General features: G+C 69.6%; 20 protein-coding genes. 18 read left to right on the forward strand and 2 right to left on the reverse strand.

Annotated elements, in window-relative coordinates; translation table 11 throughout:
* Positions 1 to 125 precede the first annotated feature (125 nt).
* Positions 126 to 1,427, forward strand: a complete 1,302-nt coding sequence (locus U5O44_RS02840; protein WP_322586941.1) for an Hsp70 family protein — start codon at positions 126 to 128, stop codon at positions 1,425 to 1,427.
* 13 nt (positions 1,428 to 1,440) lie between these two features.
* On the opposite strand, the gene U5O44_RS02845 is transcribed toward U5O44_RS02840, so the two are convergent.
* Positions 1,441 to 2,460, reverse strand: coding sequence for a FecR family protein (locus U5O44_RS02845; RefSeq protein ID WP_322586942.1), 1,020 nt, complete (start codon positions 2,458 to 2,460; stop codon positions 1,441 to 1,443).
* A gap of 406 nt (positions 2,461 to 2,866) precedes the next feature.
* On the opposite strand from U5O44_RS02845, the gene U5O44_RS02850 reads away from it, so the two are divergent.
* The 17 genes from U5O44_RS02850 (at position 2,867) to U5O44_RS02930 (ending at position 21,418) form a co-directional block, all read left to right on the forward strand.
* A complete protein-coding gene (locus U5O44_RS02850) occupies positions 2,867 to 3,313 on the forward strand; it encodes a division/cell wall cluster transcriptional repressor MraZ (RefSeq protein ID WP_322586943.1) in 447 nt (148 codons plus the stop codon).
* Between the two features lie 10 nt (positions 3,314 to 3,323).
* The gene (gene rsmH, locus U5O44_RS02855; protein WP_322586944.1) at positions 3,324 to 4,298 is read left to right on the forward strand and encodes a 16S rRNA (cytosine(1402)-N(4))-methyltransferase RsmH; all 975 of its coding nucleotides are present in this window, start codon (positions 3,324 to 3,326) and stop codon (positions 4,296 to 4,298) included.
* Positions 4,295 to 4,606 carry a cell division protein FtsL gene (gene ftsL / locus U5O44_RS02860; RefSeq protein WP_322586945.1) on the forward strand — a complete coding sequence of 104 codons (312 nt, stop codon included), beginning with the start codon at positions 4,295 to 4,297 and terminating at the stop codon, positions 4,604 to 4,606. The genes rsmH and ftsL overlap by 4 nt, the downstream gene beginning before the upstream one ends.
* Positions 4,603 to 6,402 (forward strand): peptidoglycan D,D-transpeptidase FtsI family protein, encoded by a 1,800-nt coding sequence (locus U5O44_RS02865; protein ID WP_322586946.1) that lies wholly within the window; start codon positions 4,603 to 4,605, stop codon positions 6,400 to 6,402. The genes ftsL and U5O44_RS02865 overlap by 4 nt, the downstream gene beginning before the upstream one ends.
* Positions 6,402 to 7,937 carry a UDP-N-acetylmuramoyl-L-alanyl-D-glutamate--2,6-diaminopimelate ligase gene (locus tag U5O44_RS02870; RefSeq protein ID WP_322586947.1) on the forward strand — a complete coding sequence of 512 codons (1,536 nt, stop codon included), beginning with the start codon at positions 6,402 to 6,404 and terminating at the stop codon, positions 7,935 to 7,937. Before U5O44_RS02865 ends, U5O44_RS02870 begins: the two co-directional genes overlap by 1 nt.
* A 12-nt stretch (positions 7,938 to 7,949) precedes the next feature.
* Positions 7,950 to 9,368 carry a UDP-N-acetylmuramoyl-tripeptide--D-alanyl-D-alanine ligase gene (locus U5O44_RS02875; protein WP_322586948.1) on the forward strand — a complete coding sequence of 473 codons (1,419 nt, stop codon included), beginning with the start codon at positions 7,950 to 7,952 and terminating at the stop codon, positions 9,366 to 9,368.
* Positions 9,358 to 10,539 carry a phospho-N-acetylmuramoyl-pentapeptide-transferase gene (gene mraY / locus U5O44_RS02880; RefSeq protein WP_322586949.1) on the forward strand — a complete coding sequence of 394 codons (1,182 nt, stop codon included), beginning with the start codon at positions 9,358 to 9,360 and terminating at the stop codon, positions 10,537 to 10,539. The genes U5O44_RS02875 and mraY overlap by 11 nt, the downstream gene beginning before the upstream one ends.
* A gap of 25 nt (positions 10,540 to 10,564) precedes the next feature.
* On the forward strand, positions 10,565 to 12,100 hold the full coding sequence (murD, locus tag U5O44_RS02885; protein ID WP_322586950.1) for a UDP-N-acetylmuramoyl-L-alanine--D-glutamate ligase: 1,536 nt from the start codon (positions 10,565 to 10,567) through the stop codon (positions 12,098 to 12,100).
* Positions 12,097 to 13,347 (forward strand): putative lipid II flippase FtsW, encoded by a 1,251-nt coding sequence (ftsW, locus tag U5O44_RS02890; protein WP_322586951.1) that lies wholly within the window; start codon positions 12,097 to 12,099, stop codon positions 13,345 to 13,347. Before murD ends, ftsW begins: the two co-directional genes overlap by 4 nt.
* 28 nt (positions 13,348 to 13,375) lie before the next feature.
* Complete coding sequence (murG, locus tag U5O44_RS02895) at positions 13,376 to 14,467, forward strand: undecaprenyldiphospho-muramoylpentapeptide beta-N-acetylglucosaminyltransferase (protein WP_416222117.1); 1,092 nt, start codon at positions 13,376 to 13,378, stop codon at positions 14,465 to 14,467.
* Positions 14,468 to 14,474: 7 nt separating this feature from the next.
* Positions 14,475 to 15,884, forward strand: coding sequence for a UDP-N-acetylmuramate--L-alanine ligase (murC, locus tag U5O44_RS02900; protein WP_322586953.1), 1,410 nt, complete (start codon positions 14,475 to 14,477; stop codon positions 15,882 to 15,884).
* Complete coding sequence (locus U5O44_RS02905; protein ID WP_322586954.1) at positions 15,881 to 16,858, forward strand: D-alanine--D-alanine ligase; 978 nt, start codon at positions 15,881 to 15,883, stop codon at positions 16,856 to 16,858. Before murC ends, U5O44_RS02905 begins: the two co-directional genes overlap by 4 nt.
* Positions 16,859 to 17,008: 150 nt before the next feature.
* Entirely contained in the window at positions 17,009 to 17,701 is a 693-nt protein-coding gene (locus tag U5O44_RS02910) for a cell division protein FtsQ/DivIB (RefSeq protein ID WP_416222118.1), read from the forward strand.
* A 22-nt stretch (positions 17,702 to 17,723) separates the two neighbouring features.
* Positions 17,724 to 18,953, forward strand: coding sequence for a cell division protein FtsA (gene ftsA / locus U5O44_RS02915; protein WP_322586956.1), 1,230 nt, complete (start codon positions 17,724 to 17,726; stop codon positions 18,951 to 18,953).
* 26 nt (positions 18,954 to 18,979) lie between these two features.
* The gene (ftsZ, locus tag U5O44_RS02920; RefSeq protein WP_322586957.1) at positions 18,980 to 20,188 is read left to right on the forward strand and encodes a cell division protein FtsZ; all 1,209 of its coding nucleotides are present in this window, start codon (positions 18,980 to 18,982) and stop codon (positions 20,186 to 20,188) included.
* Between the two features lie 92 nt (positions 20,189 to 20,280).
* On the forward strand, positions 20,281 to 21,216 hold the full coding sequence (gene lpxC, locus U5O44_RS02925) for a UDP-3-O-acyl-N-acetylglucosamine deacetylase (RefSeq protein ID WP_322586958.1): 936 nt from the start codon (positions 20,281 to 20,283) through the stop codon (positions 21,214 to 21,216).
* A gap of 19 nt (positions 21,217 to 21,235) precedes the next feature.
* Positions 21,236 to 21,418 carry a hypothetical protein gene (locus U5O44_RS02930; protein ID WP_322586959.1) on the forward strand — a complete coding sequence of 61 codons (183 nt, stop codon included), beginning with the start codon at positions 21,236 to 21,238 and terminating at the stop codon, positions 21,416 to 21,418.
* Positions 21,419 to 21,433: 15 nt separating this feature from the next.
* Here U5O44_RS02930 and ruvC read toward each other — a convergent pair whose 3' ends face one another.
* On the reverse strand, positions 21,434 to 21,988 hold the full coding sequence (ruvC, locus tag U5O44_RS02935) for a crossover junction endodeoxyribonuclease RuvC (protein ID WP_322586960.1): 555 nt from the start codon (positions 21,986 to 21,988) through the stop codon (positions 21,434 to 21,436).
* Between the last annotated feature and the right edge of the window lie 13 nt (positions 21,989 to 22,001).

Genomic DNA, 22,001 nt, shown 5'->3' on the forward strand with positions numbered 1-22,001 from the left:
CGATGTTGCGCTGCAGCATACTGGGCGTCGCTCTCATGCCACAGCGCCTTGCCATGTCTGGCCGCTGCGGGGGCGGGCGGCCTCGTATGATGCGCGCCCCCTTGATCTGCGCCTTGCGTCCGCCCATGTCTGCCACTCCCCGTTTCTGCGCCATCGACTTCGGCACCTCGAATTCCGCGGTGGCCGTGCCCCGGGACGGCGAGATGGTGCTGGTGCCGCTCGAAGACGGTGCCACCACGATGCCGACCGCCACGTTCTACCTCGGCGAAGGGCCGGACCTGCAGAACCTGCCGCGGCTGGTCGGACGCGCAGCCATCGCGTCTTATGTCGAAGGGACGGAAGGGCGGCTGATGCGCTCGATGAAGAGCGTGCTGGGCTCGGCGCTGATGGCGCAGCACACCGACATCGGCGCCGGCCGCTCGGTCAGCTTCGCCGACGTGATCGCCAGCTACCTGCGCCATCTCAAGCGCAGCGCCGAAGCGCACGCCGGCCACCCGCTGACGGCGGTGGTGGTGGGGCGGCCGGTGTTCTTCGTCGATGACGACCCGGTGCGCGATGCGCAGGCGCAGGCCTCGCTGGAAGAGGCGGCGCGGGCGGCCGGCTTCGAGGAGGTGCAGTTCCAGTTCGAGCCGCTGGCGGCCGCCTTCGACCATGAGTCCCGCATCGACGCCGACCAGCGCGTGCTGGTGGCCGACATCGGCGGCGGCACCTCGGACTTCTCGATCGTGCAGGTCGGACCGAGCCACCGTGACCGGTTGGACCGGCAGGGGGATGTGCTCGGCCACCACGGCATCCACATCGCCGGCACCGATTTCGATCGGCGCATCGAACTGGGCGCGATCCTGCGCGAGTTCGGTTTCGGCGCGATGGGGCCGTCGATTGGCGGGCAGCCGGCCCGCGAGGTGCCCAGCCGGGTCTACCACGACCTGGCGACCTGGCACCTCATCAACAGCGTCTACCGGCCGCAGCGGGTGCAGGAGCTGCGTGCGATGAAGATCAACTACGCCGACCTGCGCCACCACACGCGGCTGATGACGGTGGTGAACGACCACCTTGGACACGACCTGCTGGGCCGGGCCGAGATGGCCAAGATCGCGTCGGCGGCAGGCGACGACGCCTGCATCGACCTGCGCCTCGTGGAGCGTGGCCTGTCGGTGACGATGACCTCGGCCCAGGCGCAGCGTGCGCTGGCCGACGACATCGGCCGCATCGCCGACGCGGCGCTGGAAACCGTGCGACTGGCCGGCCTGCGGCTCGACCAGATCGACGCGCTGTATTTCACCGGCGGCTCCACCGGGCTCCGGCTGCTGACCGACCGCCTGGCGGCGGCCTTTCCGAAGGCGCAGGCGCTGCAGGGCGAGCGCCTGGCCAGCGTCGCCAGCGGACTGGGGCTGGACGCGCGCCGCCGCTTCGCGCCCCGGCACTGAGCGGCGCTCTGCGTCAGAGCACGCGCTGCGGGCGGCGGGGTTCGTCCGGGCGGGGTTGCAGTGGGTCGGCGATCCCGGGAGGCACGGGCGGCGCGGACGGTGTGCCTTCATGGTGGCGCCGGTCCGGCCGTGGGGGCCGCACGGCGATGTCCGGTGGCGGCAGCGGCAGGGTCGGGGGGGCGGGTGCCACCCAGCGCGGTGGACGTGCAGGCTCGCGTGGCTCCGGGTGCTGGCGCCAGGGGCGGTGCGGTGGTTCGACCACGATGGGGGCTGGCACCACGATCACACGTGGCGGGGGCGGCGGCGGTGGGGGCGGGACATCCCATGCCGGCGCCGCCCGCCACTGGCGCGGGCGCCGGTCATCCCAGTCGTCTGGCCGATCGTGCGCCGCTGGAGGGGCCATGGCCCAGGCGGCGAAGGCGTCGGCTTGTGGAAAACCGATCTGCCAGCGTCCGCTGCGGTCGCGCTCGGCCCGGTGCCCGGGGGGCAGCAGCAGCGTGCCGTCCTCGTTCTCGATGCGCAGCGCGCTGCGCCAGGCGGTGGCGCTGCCCGCGTCAAGGCCCCGACGGTCTGGCGCATCGACGCGGAACAGGCCGGCGCCATGCGGCTGGTGGCGACCCGCGGCGCTGTCGACCTGCCAGCGCCAGGCGCCTTCGTCGCGGCGCAGCTCCAGCACCACCCCGCCGCGCTCCAGATCCAGCGCCACGGCGTTGCGGTCGAGCCGCCGCACCAGCAGTTCGCTGCGTTCATCGAGCTTCACGCGGTTCGGGCCGATGTCGATCACCAGCCGGCTGTTCCAGCCAGTGGACAGACGGTCGCCTTCGCGGATCTCGGTCTGGCGCGCGCGCGGGCCGTCCCCCAGCTCGAACGCCTCGCCGCTGGCGCGCTGCAGGCGAAGGCGGCCGTCCAGGTCCGCGACACGGGCGCCGGGTTCCGCGTCCTCCTGGTGCCAGGCGGCGGGCTGGACGGCCGCGCTGGTGTCGGGTGTCACCAGTGCGGCAACGGCCAGCAAGGCGGCGATCAGCAGGGGCATGGGGAACTCCGTGGGCAGTGCGAATGCCTCTGCAACGGGCGAGCCACCGTGTGCGACGACGTGCGCCCCGCCGATGCACCGTGAAAACCACCCGGTCGCGAATGGCGAAAATGTGACACCGTGACCCGTCTTCTCCGGCGGTCGGATCCGGGCATTTTCTGCACGTCGGTGCCGCACTGCCGCCATATTTCACAGTTCGGTCCGCACTGGCTCACCCGGTGAACTGGCGCTGCATCCATGTCGGTCAGCCTAAGTGCTTCATTTGTATGGCTTTTTTCCGAATCGGCCGATTCGGACGTGGAATCGATCTAAGTGCTTGATTTCATTGGTTATTCCGAATCGGCTTTCTTGACCCCCCCGCAATTTCTCCGCTACAGTGGGAGATCGTGTCGATTTGTGGGTATTCGTGGCCGGATTTCATTTCCAGGGAACTTCAGCGCTCGCGCTGGACGCCAAAGGCCGCTTCAGCGTCCCGGCGCGCCACCGCGAGATGTTGGCCATCGTTCCGGAAGACCGCCCGACCCTGACCTTGACGCGGCATCCCGATGGTTGCCTGATGGTGTTTCCGCGCGCTGTGTGGGAAGACTTCCGTGTCCGGATCGCGTCGCTGCCCTTGTCGGCCAGCGGCTGGAAGCGTCTGCTGCTGGGCAGCGCGATGGAGGTCGAACTGGACAGCGCGTCCCGCGTGCTGGTGTCCCCGGAACTCCGCGCCGCCGCCGCACTGGACCGGCAGGTCCTGCTCATTGGCATGGGCAACCACCTCGAACTCTGGGACGTTCAACGCCACTCGGCGGCCGAGGCCGCCTTGCTGCAGCAGCCCATGCCGGCGCAACTGCAGGACTTCAGTTTCTGACCCCCTCCCCATGGCCCCAGACGACGCAGTACCCCGACAACACCGCACGGTGTTGCTCCATGAAGCGGTCGATGCCCTCGTGCACCGGCCGGAAGGCGCCTATGTGGACGGCACCTTTGGCCGCGGTGGCCATTCGCGCCTGATCCTGTCGCGCCTGTCCCCGGACGGGCGACTGCTGGCGATCGACCGCGACCCGGAAGCCGTCGCCCACGCGACCCAGGGTGAGGCGTGCATCGCCGATCCGCGCTTCTCGATCGACCACAGCCGCTTCGCCGACTACCCTGCCGTGATGGCCCGCCACGGCGTGGCCCGGCTCGACGGCTTGCTGCTCGACGTCGGTGTGTCCTCGCCGCAGATCGACGACCCCGCACGCGGCTTCAGCTTCCGCCATGACGGACCGCTCGACATGCGCATGGACCCGACCCGCGGCCAGAGCGCCGCCGAGTTCCTGGCCACCGCCCCGAAGGAGCGCATCGCCGAGGTCATCCGCGACTACGGCGAGGAGCGCTTCGCGCCGGCGATCGCCCGCGCCGTGGTGGCGCGGCGCGAATCCGGGCATATCCTGCAGCGCACCAGCGAGCTGGCCAGTCTTGTCGCCAGTGTCGTGCGCACCCGCGAGCGGGGCCAGGATCCGGCCACGCGCACCTTCCAGGCCCTGCGCATCCTCGTCAACGGCGAACTGGAGGAGCTGGAGCAGGCGCTGGAGGCCTCGCTGACCGCGCTCAAACCGGGCGGTCGGCTGGCGGTGATCAGCTTCCATTCGCTCGAAGACCGCATCGTCAAGACCTTCATCCTTCGACATTCCCGCGAAGTGTTCGACCGCCGCGCACCCTTCGCTGAACCCAAGCCGGCGCTGCTGAACGCCCTGGCGCGCATCAAGCCTTCCGACGAGGAGGTCAGCGGCAATGGCCGCTCCCGCTCCGCCGTGCTGCGGGTGGCCGAGCGCACCGAGGTCGCGCTGCCGCCGGTGTGGAGCCGCCCATGACCCGTCTGAACATCCTGCTGCTGCTGGCGGTCGTCGCCAGTGCGCTGTACCTGGTGCAGGTCTCCTACGAGACCCGGCGCCAGTTCATCCAGCTGGAGCGTGAGCGCAACCAGTCGCAGCGGCTGGAACAGGATGCCGAGAAGCTGCGCGTGCAGCTGCGCACGCAGGCCACGCATCTGCGTGTCGAGCAAAAGGCCCGCGAGCAGCTGCACATGACCACGGCGTCACCCGCCGTGACCCAGTACCTCCAGGCGGACGGCACACTGCCGGCTCCGGTGTCCCCGGCCGCATCGAAAGGGCGCCCATGAAGCTCCCCGGACGGGATGCGCTGCGCGGGCGTGCGGCGGCACCTGAACCCGCGCCTCAGGGCGCGAAATACGCCTCCAGCCCGTTGCTGGCGGCCAAGACGCCGATCTGGCGTTCACGGTTCCTCGTGCTGGGCGTGGGGCTGACCTTCGGCCTGCTGATCGGGCGGGCGGTCTACATCCAGGTGGTCAACCAGGATTTCTTCCAGCAGCAGGGCGAGAGCCGCTACCAGCGCACCTTCGCGCTGCAGGCCAGCCGTGGCCGCATCACCGACCGCACGGGGCAGGTGCTGGCCGCCAGCGTGCCGGCGCAGTCGATCTGGGTCATCCCCAAGGACTTCAATGCCAGCCCGGCGGAGCGCCAGACGCTGGCGAAGCTGCTCGGCATGGCCCCGGCGGACCTGAACAACCGCCTGAAGGAGAACCCGAACTTCGTCTGGCTGCGCCGCCTGGTGGACGACAGCGTGGCTGCGCAGATCAAGGCGCTGGCCCTGAAGGGCGTCCACCAGCAGCGCGAGTACCGCCGCGAGTACCCCGAAGGCGAGGCGGCCGCGCATGTGGTGGGCTTCACCAATGTGGAGCAGAGGGGCCAGGAAGGCATCGAGCTGGCGTTCCAGAAGGATCTGGACGGCCGCAACGGCAGCCGCAGCGTCGTGCGCGACCGGCTGGGCAACGTGATCGAGGACATCGGCGAGCGTGTCGAGCCGGCCGACGGGCACGACATCGCGCTGTCGATCGACGCCCGGGTGCAGTTCGTCGCCTACCAGCAGGTGCGCGACGCGGTGATCCGCCACAAGGCCAAGGCGGGCAGTGCGGTGGTCCTGGACACGCAGACTGGCGAGGTGCTGGCGCTGGCCAACTACCCGAGCTACACCCCCGGCGACCGCCTGACCCGCACCGGTGCCAACCTGCGCAACCGGGCGCTGACCGACACCTTCGAGCCCGGCTCGACGATGAAGCCCTTCATCACCGCGCTGGCGATGCAGTCCGGGCGTGTCAATCCGTCCACCATCATCCAGACCGCCCCGGGCAGCATCACCATCACCGGCTCGACCATCCGCGATTCGCATCCGCACGGCGCGCTCACGGTGCAGCAGGTGCTGCAGAAGTCGAGCAACGTCGGCACCGTCAAGATGGCCATGCAGATGCAGCCGCGCGAGATGTGGGATCTCTACCATGCCGTCGGCTTTGGCCAGAAGCCGCCGCTGGTCTTCCCGGGGCTCGCCAGTGGCAAGCTGCGGGCCTACAAGACCTGGCGTCCGATCGAGCAGGCGACGATGAGCTACGGCTACGGCCTGTCCACCTCGCTGTTCCAGCTGGCCCGGGCCTACAGCGTGTTCGCGCGCGACGGTGATCTGGTGCCGGTGTCGCTGGTCCGGCAGCCCGGCCCGGTCGCTGGCGAGCCGGTGTTCCGGCCGGAGGTCGTGCGCGAGGTCCGCACCATGCTGCAGATGGCGGCGGGTGAAGGTGGCACGGCCCCGAAGGCGCAGGCCGTCGGCTATTCGGTCGGAGGCAAGACCGGCACCGCCCGCAAGCAGGACGGCGGCCGCTACGCCTCGAACAAGTACCGCGCCTGGTTCGTCGGCATGGCGCCGGTCCAGGCCCCGCGCATCGTCGTGGCCGTGATGGTGGACGAGCCGGACAACGGCACCTACTACGGCGGCGAAGTGGCCGCCCCGGTGTTCAGCCAGGTGGTGCAGCAGACCCTGCGCGTGATGGGTGTGCCGCCTGATCTGGAGATCAAGCCCCAGATCATTGCCCGTGCCCAGGCGGCCAAGGCCGAACAGGAGTCTTTCTGATGACGGGCATCGTGTCCTTGCCGGACTTGCCGGCTGTCCTCGACTGGCTGCGCGCCCGGGCGCCGCAAGCCACCTTGTGCACCGACAGCCGCCGCGTCCAGCCCGGCGACCTCTTCATTGCGTGGCCGGGCTACGCCCAGGATGGGCGGGTCCATGTGGCGGCGGCCCTGACGGCTGGCGCGGCGGCCTGTCTGGTCGAAGCGGAGGGGGTGGAGGCTTTCGGGTTCGACGATGCGCGGATCGCCGCCGTGGCGGGCCTGAAGGCGATGACCGCCGGGCTGGCCGACGCCTGGCATGGCCGACCGAGCGCCGCGCTGTCCGTCATCGCCACCACCGGCACCAACGGCAAGACCTCCACCGCCTGGTGGACCGCGCAGGCGCTGAGCCTGTCGGGGCGGCGCTGCGGCGTGGTCGGCACGCTCGGCGTGGGCGAGCCGCCGAGCCGCGTGGCGCCCGAGGCGCGTGTCGTGGCCACCGGCCTGACCACGCCCGACCCGGTCACGCTGCACCGCAGCCTGCGCGCCTTCGTCGACCAGGGGTTCGCGGCCTGCGTGATGGAGGCCTCGTCGATCGGCGTGGCCGAGCACCGGCTGGACGCGGTGCGCATCCAGGTGGCGCTCTACACCAACTTCACGCCCGACCACCTCGACTACCACGGCAGCATGGCCGCCTACTGGCAGGCCAAGCGGGCGCTGTTCGACTGGCCGGGGCTGCGGGCGGCCGTCGTCAACCTTGACGATGCGCAGGGCGCGCTGCTGGCCGAGGAGCTGTCGGCGCAGGGCGCGCCGGAGGTCTGGACCTATGCGATGCAGCCGCGTGCTGTGCCGGCCCGGCTGCAGGCGCAGGACGTGCATTACGAAGCCGACGGGCTGTGCTTCACCGTGCGCGAAGGCGCCGACGCGGTACTGGTGCGCACCGGGCTGATCGGCGAATACAACGTGGCCAACGTGCTGGCGGTGTTTGGCGGGCTGCGGGCGCTGTGCCTGACGCTGGCGGAGATCGCGCCGCTGGCGGTCGACTTCACGCCGGTGCCGGGCCGCATGCAGCGGGTCGAGCCGCCGGACGCTGCCGCTGCGCTGCCGCAGGTCGTCGTCGATTACGCCCACACGCCGGATGCGCTCGACAAGGCGCTGCAGGCGCTGCGGCCGTTCGCGGCGGCGCGGGGCGGGCGGCTGTGGTGCGTGTTCGGCTGTGGTGGCAACCGCGACGCGGGCAAGCGCCCTGTGATGGGGCGGCTGGCGCAGGCGCTGGCTGACGAGGTCATCCTGACCAGCGACAACCCGCGCCACGAGGCGCCCGACGCCATCCTGGCGCAGATCGCCGCCGGCTGCACACCGTCGCCGCACCTGCGCACGCTGGAAGACCGCGCTGCCGCCATCGCCGCCGCCCTGACCGAGGCGAACACGGCCGACGTGGTCCTCATCGCCGGCAAGGGCCACGAGGACTATCAGGAGACGGCGGGTGTGAAGCGGTTTTTTTCAGATCTGGACGAAGCGGCCGGCGCGCTACAACGCCGTGTGTCCCACCGTCCCTGACCTTCCCCGATGATGTCCCACGAATTCATGACCCTGGGCGAGGCCCATGCCCTGGTGGCGGCGCGCCTGCCCGGCACGCGGCTGGTCGGTGACCCGGCCACCGCGCTGCAGCGTGTCCACACCGACACCCGCAGCCTGCGCGCGGGCGACCTGTTCGTCGCGCTGCGCGGCGAGCGTTTCGATGCCCACAGCTTCCTGCCGCAGGCGGGCGCGGCGGGCGCCGTGGCGGCCATCGCCGAGCGTGGACTGGCCGAGGCCGGGCTGGCCGGACTGGAAGTGCCCGACACGCTGAGCGCGCTGCAGGCGCTCGCCGAGGGCTGGCGCGCCAGTCTGATGCTGCCGCTGATTGCGGTGACCGGCAGCAACGGCAAGACCACGGTGACGCAGATGATCGCCTCCATCCTGCGCACCGCGCAGGGGGACGCCGCCCACGCCACCGCCGGCAACCTGAACAACCACATCGGCGTGCCGCTGACGGTGCTGGGCCTGCGTCGCCACCACCGCATCGCGGTGATCGAGCTGGGCATGAACCACCCCGGCGAGATCGCCGAGCTGGCGCGCATCGCGCAGCCGACGGTCGCGCTGGTCAACAACGCCCAGCGCGAGCACCTCGAATTCATGAAGACGGTGGAAGCGGTCGCGCGCGAGAACGGCTCGGTGATCGCGGCGCTGCCGGCCAATGGCGTGGCGGTGTTTCCGGCGGACGACGACTACACGCTGCTGTGGCATGCACTGGCCGGCGCGCGGCGCGTGGCGACTTTCGCGCTCGACGCCGACACGGGCGCCACACTGACCGCGCAGGCCGACTGGCAGGGCGACCACTGGGCGGCGCAGCTGCACACGCCGGCGGGCGAGTTGACGCTGGCACTGGCGGTGGCCGGCGCGCACAACGTGCGCAACGCGCTGGCGGCGGCGGGCTGTGCGCTGGCGGCCGGCGTGTCGGCCGAGGCGGTGCGCGACGGGCTGGCGGCGTTCGTGCCGGTGCGGGGGCGCTCGCAGGTGCAGCGCTGCGCCTGGCGCGGCCGCACCATCACGCTGGTCGACGACAGCTACAACGCCAACCCCGACTCGGTGCGGGCCGCCATCGAGGTGCTGGCGGCGCTGCCCGGGCCGCGCTGGCTGGTGCTGGGCGACATGGGCGAAGTGGGCGACCGCGGCCCAGAGTTCCATGCTGAAGTCGGCCAGCTCGCCGCCGCCAGAGGCATCGAAATCGTCTGGACAGCAGGCATACTCGCGGCCCACGCCGCGCAGGCGCTCACGCCACCGACCTCGGGTCGCCACCACGCCGATGCGGCTGCCCTCGTGGCGGCGATGCAGGCCGAGGGCGGTGCGGCGGTGCAGGCGGCGCAGTCGGTGCTGGTCAAGGGCTCGCGCTTCATGAAGATGGAACAGGTCGTTGCCGCGATCTGTGGAGAACAACATGCTCATTAGCCTCGCACAGTGGTTGCAAGGCCTTTATCCCGAGAGCCTCGGCTTCCTGCGGGTCTTCCAGTACATCACCTTCCGTGCGGTGATGGCGGCCACGACGGCGCTGCTGATCGGGCTGGCGTTCGGGCCGTGGGTGATCCGGCGGCTGACCGAGCTGAAGATCGGCCAGCCGATCCGCGAATACGGGGTGCAGGCCCACATGGTCAAGCGGGGCACGCCGACGATGGGCGGGGTGCTGATCCTGCTGGCGATCGCCATCTCGACGCTGCTGTGGTTCGACTGGAGCAACCGCTTCGTCTGGATCGTGATGATCGTGACGATGGGCTTCGGCGCCATCGGCTGGGTCGACGACTGGCGCAAGGTGGTGCAGAAGAACCCGGAAGGCATGCCGTCCGGCGAGAAGTACCTGTGGCAGTCGCTGATCGGGCTGGTGGCGGCGCTCTACCTTGCGTTCAGCGTGTCGGAGACCTCGAACCTGCGCGTGCTGGAGCTGTTCATGCGCTGGGTGCTGTCGGGCTTCTCGAACGACCTGCCGCCCAAGGCCGACCTGATCGTGCCGTTCTTCAAGACGGTGAGCTACCCGCTGGGCGTGTTCGGTTTCATCTTCCTGACCTACTTCGTCATCGTCGGCACCAGCAACGCCGTCAACCTGACCGACGGCCTCGACGGGCTGGCGATCATGCCGGTGGTGCTGGTCGGCTCGGCGCTCGGGCTGTTCGCCTACGCGACCGGCAGCGCGGTGTTCTCGAAATACCTGTTCCTGCCGCACATCCCCGGCGCGGGCGAGCTGGCCATCTTCTGCGCGGCGATGGCCGGGGCGGGGCTGGCCTTCCTCTGGTTCAACGCCCACCCGGCGCAGGTCTTCATGGGCGACGTGGGTGCGCTGGCGCTGGGCGGCGCGCTCGGCACCATCGCGGTGATCGTGCGCCAGGAGATCGTGCTCGGCATCATGGGCGGGATTTTCGTGGTCGAGGCGCTGTCGGTCATGGTGCAGGTCGGCTATTTCAAGTACACCAAGAAGCGCACCGGCACCGGCAAGCGCATCCTGCTGATGGCGCCGCTGCACCACCATTTCGAGAAGAAGGGCTGGATCGAGACGCAGGTGGTGATCCGGTTCTGGATCATCACGATGCTGCTGTGCCTGGTCGGCCTGTCCACCCTGAAGCTGCGCTGAGCTGTTCCGGCGCACGGAAACGACGATGAATGTTCTGAAGGACTTGTCGCTGCTGATCCTCGGTCTGGGGGACTCGGGACTCGCGATGGCGCGCTGGGCGCAGCGCTGCGGTGCGGCGCGCATCGTCGTGGCCGACACGCGCGAGGCGCCGCCGAAGGCCGCGGCGCTGGCCGCCGAGGTGCCGGGCGCCGAGTTCCATGGCGGGCCGCTCGCGCTGTCGCTGCTGGACGGCGTGGCGCTGGTGCTCAAGAGCCCGGGGCTGTCGCCGCTCGACCCGGCGATCGCGCCGCTGCTGGACGCAGCGCGCGCGCGGGGCACGGCGGTGCAGGGCGAGCTGTCGCTGTTCGCGCTGGCGCTGCAGGATCTGCAGACCGCGCAGGGCTACGCCCCCAAGGTCATCGCCATCACCGGCACCAACGGCAAGACCACCACCACCTCGCTGACCGCGCAGCTCGTCGCGCGCGCCGGGCTGCGCGTGGCGATGGCCGGCAACATCGGGCCGACGCTGATGGACACGCTGACCGCCGTGCTGGAGGCCGCGGTCGCTGCCGAAGACGCCGACGCCACGCCGCTGCCCGAGGTCTGGGTGCTCGAACTCTCCAGCTTCCAGCTCGACGGCGTCACCGGCTTCCACCCCACCGCCGCCACCGTGCTCAACGTGACGCAGGACCACCTCGACTGGCACGGCTCGATGGCCGCCTACGCCGAGGCCAAGTCGCGCCTCTTCGGCGCCGGCACGGTCCGTGTCCTCAACGCTGATGACCCGCTGGTCGAGGCGATGGCGCCGCGCGAGGCCACCGCGACCGTGGTGCGTTTCGGGCTGGATGCGCCGCGCCGGGTGGGCGACTGGGGGCTGGTGGTGGAGAACGGCATGGCGTGGCTGGTCCGCGCGCAGGCCGCTGATGACACGCCGGTCAAGGTGCGCCGGGGCGCGGCTGCGCCGCCGGTGGAGACCACGCTGCAGCGCCTGATGCCGGCCGACGCGCTGCGCATCCGCGGGCGCCACAACGCCGCCAATGCGCTGGCCGCCCTCGCGCTGGCCACGGCGGCGGGCGTGCCGCTGGCGCCGATGCTGCACGGCCTGCGCGAATACCGCGGGGAGCCGCACCGCGTCGAATACCTGAACACGATCGACGGCGTGGACGCCTACGACGACAGCAAGGGCACCAACGTCGGCGCAACCGTCGCGGCGCTGACCGGCCTCGGCGCCGACCGCGCGCCCGCCAAGCTGGTCGTCATCCTCGGTGGCGATGGCAAGGGCCAGGACTTCGCGCCGCTGGCCGGCCCGGTCGAGCGCCATGCCCGTGCGGTCGCCCTGATCGGCCGCGACGCCGCCGCGATCGGCCGTGTGCTGCAGGACGTGGCCGTGCCGATGCAGACCTTCGCCACGCTCGAAGACGCCACCCGCTGGTGCTACACGCAGGCGCGCTCCGGCGACGCCGTGCTGCTCAGCCCCGCCTGCGCGAGCCTCGACATGTTCCGCAACTACGCCCACCGTGCCGAGGTCTTCATCGACACCGTGCAGGCGCTGGCGGTGGGCCAGGGGGAACTGGGCGCATGAGCACGAACGCACTGGGTCGACTGGGTGACTGGTGGAGCCGCCGCACACGGGCCGACGTGCCGGTGCGCAACTGGACCGACATCTCCTCGGGCACGCCCACGCGCTGGGTCGGCTTCGACGAGACGCTGGCCTGGGTCATCGCCGGGCTGCTCTCGCTGGGGCTGGTGATGGTGTATTCGGCCTCGATCCAGCTGCCGGACAACCCGAAATACACCAACTACGCCTCGCACCACTTCCTGATGCGCCACATCCTGTCGATCACGCTGGCCGTGGTGGCCGCGTGCGTGACGCTGGCCATTCCGATGCGGACCTGGGAGAAGATGGCGCCGTGGCTGTTCGTGGCAGCGCTGCTGCTGCTGATCCTGGTGCTGATCCCGGGCATCGGGCGGGTGGTGAACCGCTCGCGGCGCTGGATTCCGCTCGGGGTGATGAACTTCCAGCCCAGCGAACTCGCCAAGCTCGCCATCGCCATGTACGCCGCCAACTACATGGTGCGCAAGATGGACGTGAAGGAGAGCTTCACCCGCGCCGTGCTGCCGATGGCGATCGCGCTGGGGGTGGTGGGGCTGCTGCTGCTGGCCGAGCCGGACATGGGCGCCTTCATCGTGATCGCGCTGATCGCGGTCGGCATCCTGTTCCTGGGGGGCGTCAACGGCAAGGTGTTCGCCATCATGATCGCCACCCTGCTGGGGGCGCTGCTGTCGATCATCTGGCTGTCGCCGATCCGCTGGGAGCGCATCAAGGCGTTCTGGAACCCCTGGGACGAGGCCAACGCGATGGGCAAGGCCTACCAGCTCACCCACTCGCTGATCGCCTTCGGCCGTGGCGAGGTGGTGGGGCAGGGACTGGGCCAGTCGGTCGAGAAACTGCACTACCTGCCCGAAGCGCACACCGACTTCCTGCTGGCCATCATCGGCGAGGAACTGGGCCTGCTCGGCGTGCTGGCGGTGATCCTGGCGTTCTTCTGGATGGTGCGGCGCATCTTCATCATCGGTCGCCAGGCGATTGCGCTGGACCGGGTCTTCGCCGGCCTGACGACCCAGGGCATCGGCATCTGGATCGGCGGCCAGGCCTTCATCAACATGGGCGTGAACCTGGGCGTGCTGCCGACCAAGGGGCTGACGCTGCCGCTGCTGAGCTACGGTGGCTCGGCGATCATCCTGACCTGCGTGGCGCTGGCGGTGGTGCTGCGGGTGGACATGGAAAACCGCCAGATCCTGCGCGGCGGAGGCAGCCGTGAGCGCTGAGCCGGGCCGCCTCCGCCACCTCGTGGTCATGGCCGCCGGCACGGGCGGCCACATCATGCCGGGGCTGGCTGTCGCGCGCGAGATGCAGACGCGTGGCTGGCAGGTGAGCTGGCTGGGCACCTCGCACGGCATGGAAAACCGCCTCGTGCCGCCTTCGGGCTTGCCGATGGACACGATCGCCTTCGCCGGCCTGCGCGGCAAGGGTGCGTTCGGCGCGCTGCGTGGCGGCGTGCAACTGCTCAAGGCGCTGGTCGCCTGCCGCGGCATCCTGAAGCGTCGGCAGGCCGACGCCGTGCTCGGCATGGGCGGCTACGTCTGCTTCCCCGGCGGGCTGGTGGCGCACTGGCTGAAATGCCCGCTGGTACTGGTCAACGCGGACGCGGGGCTGCTGCTGTCGAACCGCTCGCTGCTGAAGTTCGCCGACCGGGTCGCCTTCGGCTTCGACGGCGAAGCGGCGCGCTCGGTGCCGCAGGGCGTCGTCACCGGCAACCCGGTGCGCGCCGAGATCGAGGCCATCGCTCCGCCCGCCCAGCGTTTTGCCGGCCGCACCGGGCCGCTGCGGGTGCTCGTCGTCGGCGGCAGCCTCGGCGCGCAGGTGCTCAACGAGACGGTGCCGCGCGCGCTGGCGCGGCTGTCCGCGGCCGAGCGTCCGGTCGTCACCCACCAGACCGGTCTGGCGCACCACGACAAGGTGCGCGCCGCCTATGCGCAGGCCGGGCTGCTCGACCTCGAACACGGCTCGGCCGGCGTCGAGGTCGTGCCCTTCATCGACGACATGGCGCGCCGGCTGGCCGACTGCGACCTGATCGTCTGCCGCGCGGGCGCGGTGACGGTGAGCGAGCTGTGCGCGGCAGGCGTTCCCTCGGTGCTGGTGCCGCTCGTGGTGAGCACGACCGCCCACCAGCGCGACAATGCGCAGTGGATGGCGCAGCACGACGCCGGCCTCCACCTGCCGCAGACCGAGCTGACGCCCGAGCGGCTGGCCGATCTGCTGCGCCATCTTGACCGGCCCCGCCTGCTGCGGATGGCGGAGCAGGCGCGCGCGCTGGCGTTGCCGCACGCTGCGCAGCGCGTGGCCGACGAGATCGAACAACTCACGAACCCCGCATCCCCCAGATGAACCCGGCATGAAACACGCGGTCAAGCACATCCATTTCGTCGGCGTCGGTGGCGCCGGCATGAGCGGCATCGCCGAGATCCTGCACAACCTGGGCTATGTGGTCTCCGGCTCCGACCAGTCGGACGGCGCCGTGACGCGCCGGCTGGCCGAACTCGGCATCCGCATCCACACCGGCCACGACGCCGCGCACATCGCCGGCGCGCAGGCGGTGGTGACCTCGACCGCCGTGAAGGGCGACAACCCCGAGGTGATCGCCGCCCGTGCCCAGCGCATCCCGGTGGTGCCGCGCGCCGTGATGCTGGCCGAGCTGATGCGCCTGAAGCAGGGCATCGCCATCGCTGGCACCCACGGCAAGACGACCACCACCTCGCTGGTCACCAGCGTGCTGGCCGAGGCAGGGGTTGATCCGACCTTCGTCATCGGCGGCAAGCTGAACGCGGCGGGAGCCAACTCGGCGCTCGGCTCGGGCGACTACATCGTCGTCGAGGCGGACGAGTCGGATGCGTCCTTCCTGAACCTGCTGCCCATCCTGGCCGTCGTCACCAACATCGACGCCGACCACATGGACACCTACGGCCACGACTTCGCGCGGCTGAAGCAGGCGTTTGTCGAGTTCCTGCACAAGATGCCGTTCTACGGCGCCGCGGTGCTGTGCAGCGACGACCCTGGCGTGCGCTCGATCATGCCGATGATTTCCAGGCCGGTGATCACCTACGGCCTGGGCGAGGATGCGCAGGTGCGCGCCGTGGACGTGCAGGCGCTGCCCGGCGGGCAGATGCGCTTCACCTGCCAGCGCCGCAATGGCGTAGCGCTGGCCGACCTGCACATCACGCTCAACCTGCCCGGTGAGCACAACGTGCGCAACGCGCTGGCGGCGATCGCCATCGCGACCGAACTGGAACTGCCGGACGCGCCCATCGTCACCGCGCTGGCGAAGTTCAGCGGCGTCGGCCGGCGCTTCCAGCGCTGGGGCGACCACCCGGCCACCAGCGGCGGCAGCTTCACGCTGATCGACGACTACGGCCACCACCCGGTCGAGATGGCGGCCACGATCGCCGCCGCGCGCGGTGCGTTTCCGGGCCAGCGTCTCGTGCTCGCGTTCCAGCCGCACCGCTACACCCGCACCCGCGACTGCTTCGAGGACTTCGTCAAGGTGCTCGGCACCGCCGACGCCGTGCTGCTGACCGAGGTGTATTCGGCGGGCGAATCGCCGATCGTCGCGGCGGACGGTCGCGCCTTGGTGCGCGCGCTGCGTGTGGCGGGCAAGGTCGACCCGCTGTTCGTCGACGACATCGCCGAGCTGCCGCAGACCATCGTCGAGCAGGCGCAGGCCGGCGACGTGGTCATCGCGATGGGGGCGGGCACGATCGGTGGCGTGCCGGCGCGGGTGGTGGAACTGGTCGGGGGACAGGCATGACGGATGTGAACACGCTGGGCAAGGTGGCGGTGCTGATGGGCGGGACCTCCGCCGAGCGCGAGGTCTCGCTGATGAGCGGCGCGGGCGTGCTGCAGGCATTGCGCTCGCTGGGGGTGGATGCCCACCCCTTCGATCCAGCCGACCGCAGCCTGCAGGCGCTGAAGGACGAAGGCTTCGCGCGCTGCTTCATCGCGCTGCACGGCCGCCACGGCGAGGACGGCTGCGTCCAGGGCGCGCTGGAGATGATGGGCATCCCCTACACCGGCTCCGGCGTGATGGCCTCGGCGATCGCGATGGACAAGGTCATGACCAAGCGCCTCTGGCTGGCAGAGGGCCTGCCGACGCCGCGCCATGTCTGGCTGGCTCCGGGGCAGCAGGACGCGGACGCGATCGCCGCCCTGCCGGCGCAGCTGGGGCTGCCGCTGGTGGTCAAGGCGCCGCGCGAAGGCTCCTCCATCGGGGTGACCAAGGTGACCGATGCCGCCAAGCTCCACGCCGCCGTGGCCGAGTCGCTGCGCTTCGACCCCGACGTGCTTGGCGAGGAGTTCATCCAGGGCGACGAGCTGACCTGTCCCGTCATGGGGGAAGGCGCCGACGCCCGGGCCTTGCCGGTGATCCGCATCGTGCCGCCCGAGGCCGGCTACGACTACCAGCACAAGTATTTCACCGACGACGTGCGCTACCTGTGCCCGAGCGGTCTGCCCGAGGCCGAGGAGCGCGAGATCCAGCGCATCGTGCTGGCCGCCTACCGGTCGCTGGGCTGCCGCGGCTGGGGCCGGGCCGATCTGATGGTGCGCGCCAGCGACCGCAAGCCCTTCCTGCTGGAGATCAACACCTCGCCCGGCATGACCAGCCACTCGCTGGTGCCGATGTCGGCCCGCGCGGCGGGCATCGACTATCCGCAGCTCTGCCTGCGCGTGCTGGCGTCGGCACGGCTCGACAGCGCACGGCCTGCACCGATCCAGCCGGCTTGACGGGACAGCATGCGCGCGCATTCCGTCACGGCCAACACGGCCAGCAAATCCGGTTCGGCCCCGCCGGGCATGCCGATCGATGTCCGGCTGATGCGCACCGGCGCCAATGTGCTGCTGGTGCTGGTGCTGCTCGCGGGACTGGCCGTGCTGGTGGACAGCGCGGCGCGTTCGCCCTGGTTCAACCTGCGGCAGATCCATGTCGAGGGGGAGGTGGCCCACAACAGCGCGGAGTCGGTCCGTCGGCATGTGTCGCCGCTGCTCCAGGGCAGCTACCTGACGATGGATCTCGCGCAGGCACGCACGGCGTTCGAGTCGGTGCCCTGGGTGCGACGTGCCGAGGTGCGGCGCGTCTGGCCGCACGACCTGGTGGTGCGCATCGAGGAACACCGGCCGGTGGCCTACTGGGCACGCGAGGGTGCGGAGCCCCTGCTGGTGAACACCCACGGCGAGCTGTTCGAGGCCAACCTCGGCGACGTCGAGGAGGATGATCTGCCGACGCTGCAAGGGCCGACCGGAACCTCGCTGCAGGTGATGACGATGTGGCGGACGCTGTCGCCGGTGCTGGCACCGCTGCGCCAGCGCATCGACCGGGTGGTGCTGAGCGACCGGGGCTCATGGCGGGTGCAACTCGAACAAGGCTCCCTGCTGGAACTCGGGCGCGGAGAATCCGACCGGATCGTCGTGCGCACCCAACGGTTTGTCCAGTCCGTGGGCCACATCACCGCCCGCTTCGAACACCGGGCGATCGAGTATGCCGACCTGCGGCACAGTGAAAGTTACGCCCTGAGGCTGGCCGGCATGGGCACGACGCCGGTGGCGATGCGCCCGGGCAAAGGGCATTGAAGGCGATATGCAAGGAACTCGAATGGCCAAGGAATACAACGATCTGGTCGTCGGACTCGATATCGGCACTGCCAAGGTCATGGCCGTGGTCGCCGAGATCCTGCCGGATGGCGAGATGCGTCTGGCCGGCCTCGGCGTGGCGTCCTCGCACGGACTCAAGCGTGGTGTCGTGGTGAACATCGACGCCACCGTGCAGTCGATCCAGCACGCGCTGAAGGAAGCCGAGATGATGGCCGACTGCAAGATCGGCCGTGTCTACACCGGCATTTCCGGCAGCCACGTCCGCGGGCGCAATTCCACCGGCATGGTCATCGTCCGCGACAAGGAAGTCGGTGCCATCGACGTGGCCCGTGTGGTCGAGACAGCCAAGGCCATCAATATTCCCAACGACCAGCGGCTGCTGCTGGTCGAGCCCCAGGAATTTGTCATCGACGGCCAGGAGGTGCGCGAGCCGGTCGGCATGAGCGGCGAGCGTCTGGAGGTGCGGGTGCACATCGTCACGGGCGCCTTCAGCGCGGCCGAGAATATCGTCAAGTGCGTGCGGCGCTGCGGGCTGGAAGTCGAGCAACTGGTGCTGAATCCGAGCGCGTCGAGCCTGTCGGTGCTGACACCGGATGAAAAAGACCTCGGTGTCGTGCTTGTGGATATCGGGGCGGGCACCACCGATGTGGCGATATTCACGGACGGGGCAATCCGTCATACTGCAGTGATACCGATTGCGGGGGATTTGATCACCAGCGACATCGCCATGGCCCTGCGCACCCCGACCAAGGATGCGGAGGACGTGAAGATCGAGTTCGGGGTGGCCAAGCAATTGCTGGCTGACCCCTCCGAACAGCTCGAAGTCCCAGGCCTGGGCGACCGGGTACCAAGGGTGCTGAGCCGACAGGCGCTGGCGGGCGTGATCGAACCGCGGGTAGAAGAGATTTTTTCGCTGGTTCAGCAAGTGATCCGGGACAGTGGCTACGAGGAGCTGCTGTCTTCTGGCATTGTGCTGACCGGTGGCTCTGCGGTGATGCCGGGCATGATCGAACTGGCAGAAGACATATTCCTCAAACCCGTGCGCATGGGGATTCCGACGTACAGCGGAGCCCTCCACGACATGGTGGCCAGTCCCCGCGCCTCGGCGGCGATGGGCTTGCTGGAGGAGGCGCGCCTGGCGCGCATGCGGGGATTGAGGTCGAATCCACCCAGCGGCACAGGGCTGGGTTTGTTCGGCAAGGCACGGGACTGGTTCTTGAAGAGTTTCTGATGTAATTCAGATGCAAGGAGAGCGGCATGGGTATCGAGATGATTGAAGAGTTCAACCAGGGCACGCAGATCAAGGTGATCGGCGTGGGTGGCGGCGGTGGCAATGCGGTCGATCACATGATCAACCGCGGGGTGCAGGGAGTGGAGTTCATCTGCGCCAACACCGATGCCCAGGCGCTCAACCGCTCCAAGGCACACACTTTGTTGCAATTGGGACACACCGGCTTGGGTGCCGGGTCGCGTCCCGAAGCTGGAAAAGCCTCTGCCGAAGAAGCCGTTGACCGCATCAAGTCGTCGCTGGAAGGCGCACACATGGTGTTCATCACCGCCGGCATGGGCGGCGGCACCGGCACCGGCGCTGCCCCGGTCATCGCGCGTCTGGCCAAGGACATGGGCATCCTGACCGTCGGCGTCGTGACCAAGCCCTTCGACTTCGAAGGCCCGCGCCGCATGAAGCAGGCCGATGTCGGCCTGAACGAACTCGAAGCCAACGTCGACTCGCTGATCGTCGTGCTCAACGAGAAGCTGCTCGAAGTGCTGGGCGACGACGTCACGCAGGAAGAGGCGTTTGCCGAAGCCAACGACGTGCTGCGCAACGCCGTCGGCGGCATCAGCGACATCATCCACATCCCCGGCCTGGTCAACGTCGACTTCGAGGACGTCAAGACGGTGATGAGCGAGCCCGGCAAGGCCATGATGGGCACGGCCACTGCCAGCGGCCCGGACCGCGCCACCAAGGCGGCCGAAGCCGCCGTGGCCTGCCCGCTGCTCGAAGGTGTCGACCTGTCCGGCGCGCGTGGCGTGCTGGTGCTGATCGCCGCGAGCAAGCAGAATTTCAAGCTTTCCGAGAGCCGCAACGCGATGACCACCATCCGTCGCTACGCTGCCGAAGAGGCCCACGTCATCTACGGTACCGCCTATGACGAGAGCCTGGGCGACGCGCTGCGCGTGACCGTGATCGCCACCGGCCTGGCTCCGGCCGGCAAGCAGCAGCAACAGCAGATCCCGCAGCAGCGTGTGGCGCCGATGCAGGTGGTCCAGCCCTCGGGTGGCCACCGCACCGGCACGGACAACATCCCCGTGCTGACCCATCCGCTCGTCAGCCCCAGCCATGCCAGCGCCCCGAGCGTGTGGCGGCCCAACCGCACCCAGGCCTCTGCCAAGGTCGATGCGCTGGCGGCCAATGGCATGGAAGAGATCGAGATCCCGGCGTTCCTGCGCAAGCAGGCCGACTGATCCGCTGACTCGCTGACCCGCTCCCCGCCGTGCCCTGTCTGGCCCGGTGTCCTTCAGAGGACACCGGGCTTTTTCGCTGCCAGAATGCACGGATGCTGCAACAAAGAACCCTCCAGTCCCTGACCCGTGCTGTCGGCGTCGGTCTGCACAGTGGCCAGAAGGTCGAACTGACGCTGCGCCCCGCCGCACCGGACACCGGGCTGGTCTTTCGCCGCATCGACCTGCCGCACCCGGTGGACATCCCCGTGACACCGGAGTCGGTCTGCGACACCCGCATGGCCACGACGATCTCTCCCGGCGGTGACCCCGGTGCCCCCAAGGTGCAGACCATCGAGCACCTGCTGTCGGCGATCGCCGGCCTCGGCCTCGACAACCTCTACATCGACATCACCGCCGACGAGGTGCCGATCCTGGACGGCTCGGCCGCCAGCTTTGTCTTCCTGCTGCAGAGCGCGGGCATCGCGCTGCAGAACGCGCCGAAGAAGTTCCTGCGCGTGAAGAAGGCGATCGAGATCCGCGAAGGCGAAGGCCGCGCGCTGAAGTGGGCCCGGCTGGCACCGCACCACGGCTACCGCCTCGGCTTCGAGATCGAGTTCGGCCACCCGGCCGTGGACGCCACCGGCCAGCGCGTGGTGTTCGATTTCGCCACCGGCCGCTACAAGCAGGACATCGCCCGCGCGCGCACCTTCGGGTTCACCAAGGACGTCGAGATGATGCGTTCGCGTGGCCTGAGCCTGGGCGGCAGCATGGACAACGCCATCGTCGTCGACGACTACCGCGTGCTCAATGCCGAGGGGCTGCGCTACGACGACGAGTTCGTGAAGCACAAGATCCTCGACGCCATCGGGGATCTGCACGTCTGCGGCAAGCCGCTGCTGGCCGACTACACCGCGTTCAAGAGCGGCCACGCCCTGAACAACAAGCTGCTGCGCAAGCTGCTCGCCGACGAGACGGCCTGGGAGATCGTGACCTTCCCCGACGAGAGGCTCGCGCCGCGAGGCATGGCGGAACTCGCCCCGGCCTGGTGAGGCAGGAGACACGGCGATGATGGTCTTTCGTGTCCTGGTCTTCCTGCTGCTGGTGTCGGGGCTGCTCAGCTTCGGGCTCTATCTGGCGACCGGACAGGCCATCTGGCGGCGGCGGGCGATCGCCATCATCCGCTGGACGGTGATCGCCGCTCTGGCCTTCGTCGCGGTGCTCTTGCTGGAGCGTCTGGCGCTGGCGCTGTAGCCCGCGCGGGCTCGCTCAGTAGCTCCGCCCGCCCCGATACTGCGCGTGCGCCTTGCGGTTGAGTGTCCCGCCCTGCGCCAGTGCGGCGAACGAGCTGCCCGCATGGGCGTGGGTGATCGCCAGCCCGAGCGCGTCGGCGGCGTCCTTGCCCGGCAGCACCGGCAACTGCAGCAGCCGCTGCACCATCGACTGCACCTGGACCTTGTTCGCGTGGCCGTGGCCGACGATGGCCTTCTTCATCTGCAGCGCGGTGTATTCGCACACGGTCAGCGTGCTGCTGGAGGACACCAGTGCGGCCAGCGCCGCGCCGCGTGCCTGGCCGAGCAGCAGGGTGCTCTGCGGATTGACGTTGACGAAGACGATCTCGACCGTGGCCGTGTCCGGCTGGTAGGTCGACACCACTTCGCGCACCCCTTCGAAGATGATGCGGATGCGTTGCGGCAGGTCACCGCGCGGGGCTTCCGCCGTCTTGATGGTGCCGCTGGCGACGTAGCTCAGCCGCTGGCCGTCGACGTCGATGACGCCGAAGCCGGTGACCTGCAGGCCCGGATCAATCCCGAGGATGCGCATCCGGGCGTCCTGT

Origin of the sequence: Sphaerotilus sp. (assembly GCF_034519685.1) — a bacterium.
GTDB lineage: Bacteria > Pseudomonadota > Gammaproteobacteria > Burkholderiales > Burkholderiaceae_C > Sphaerotilus.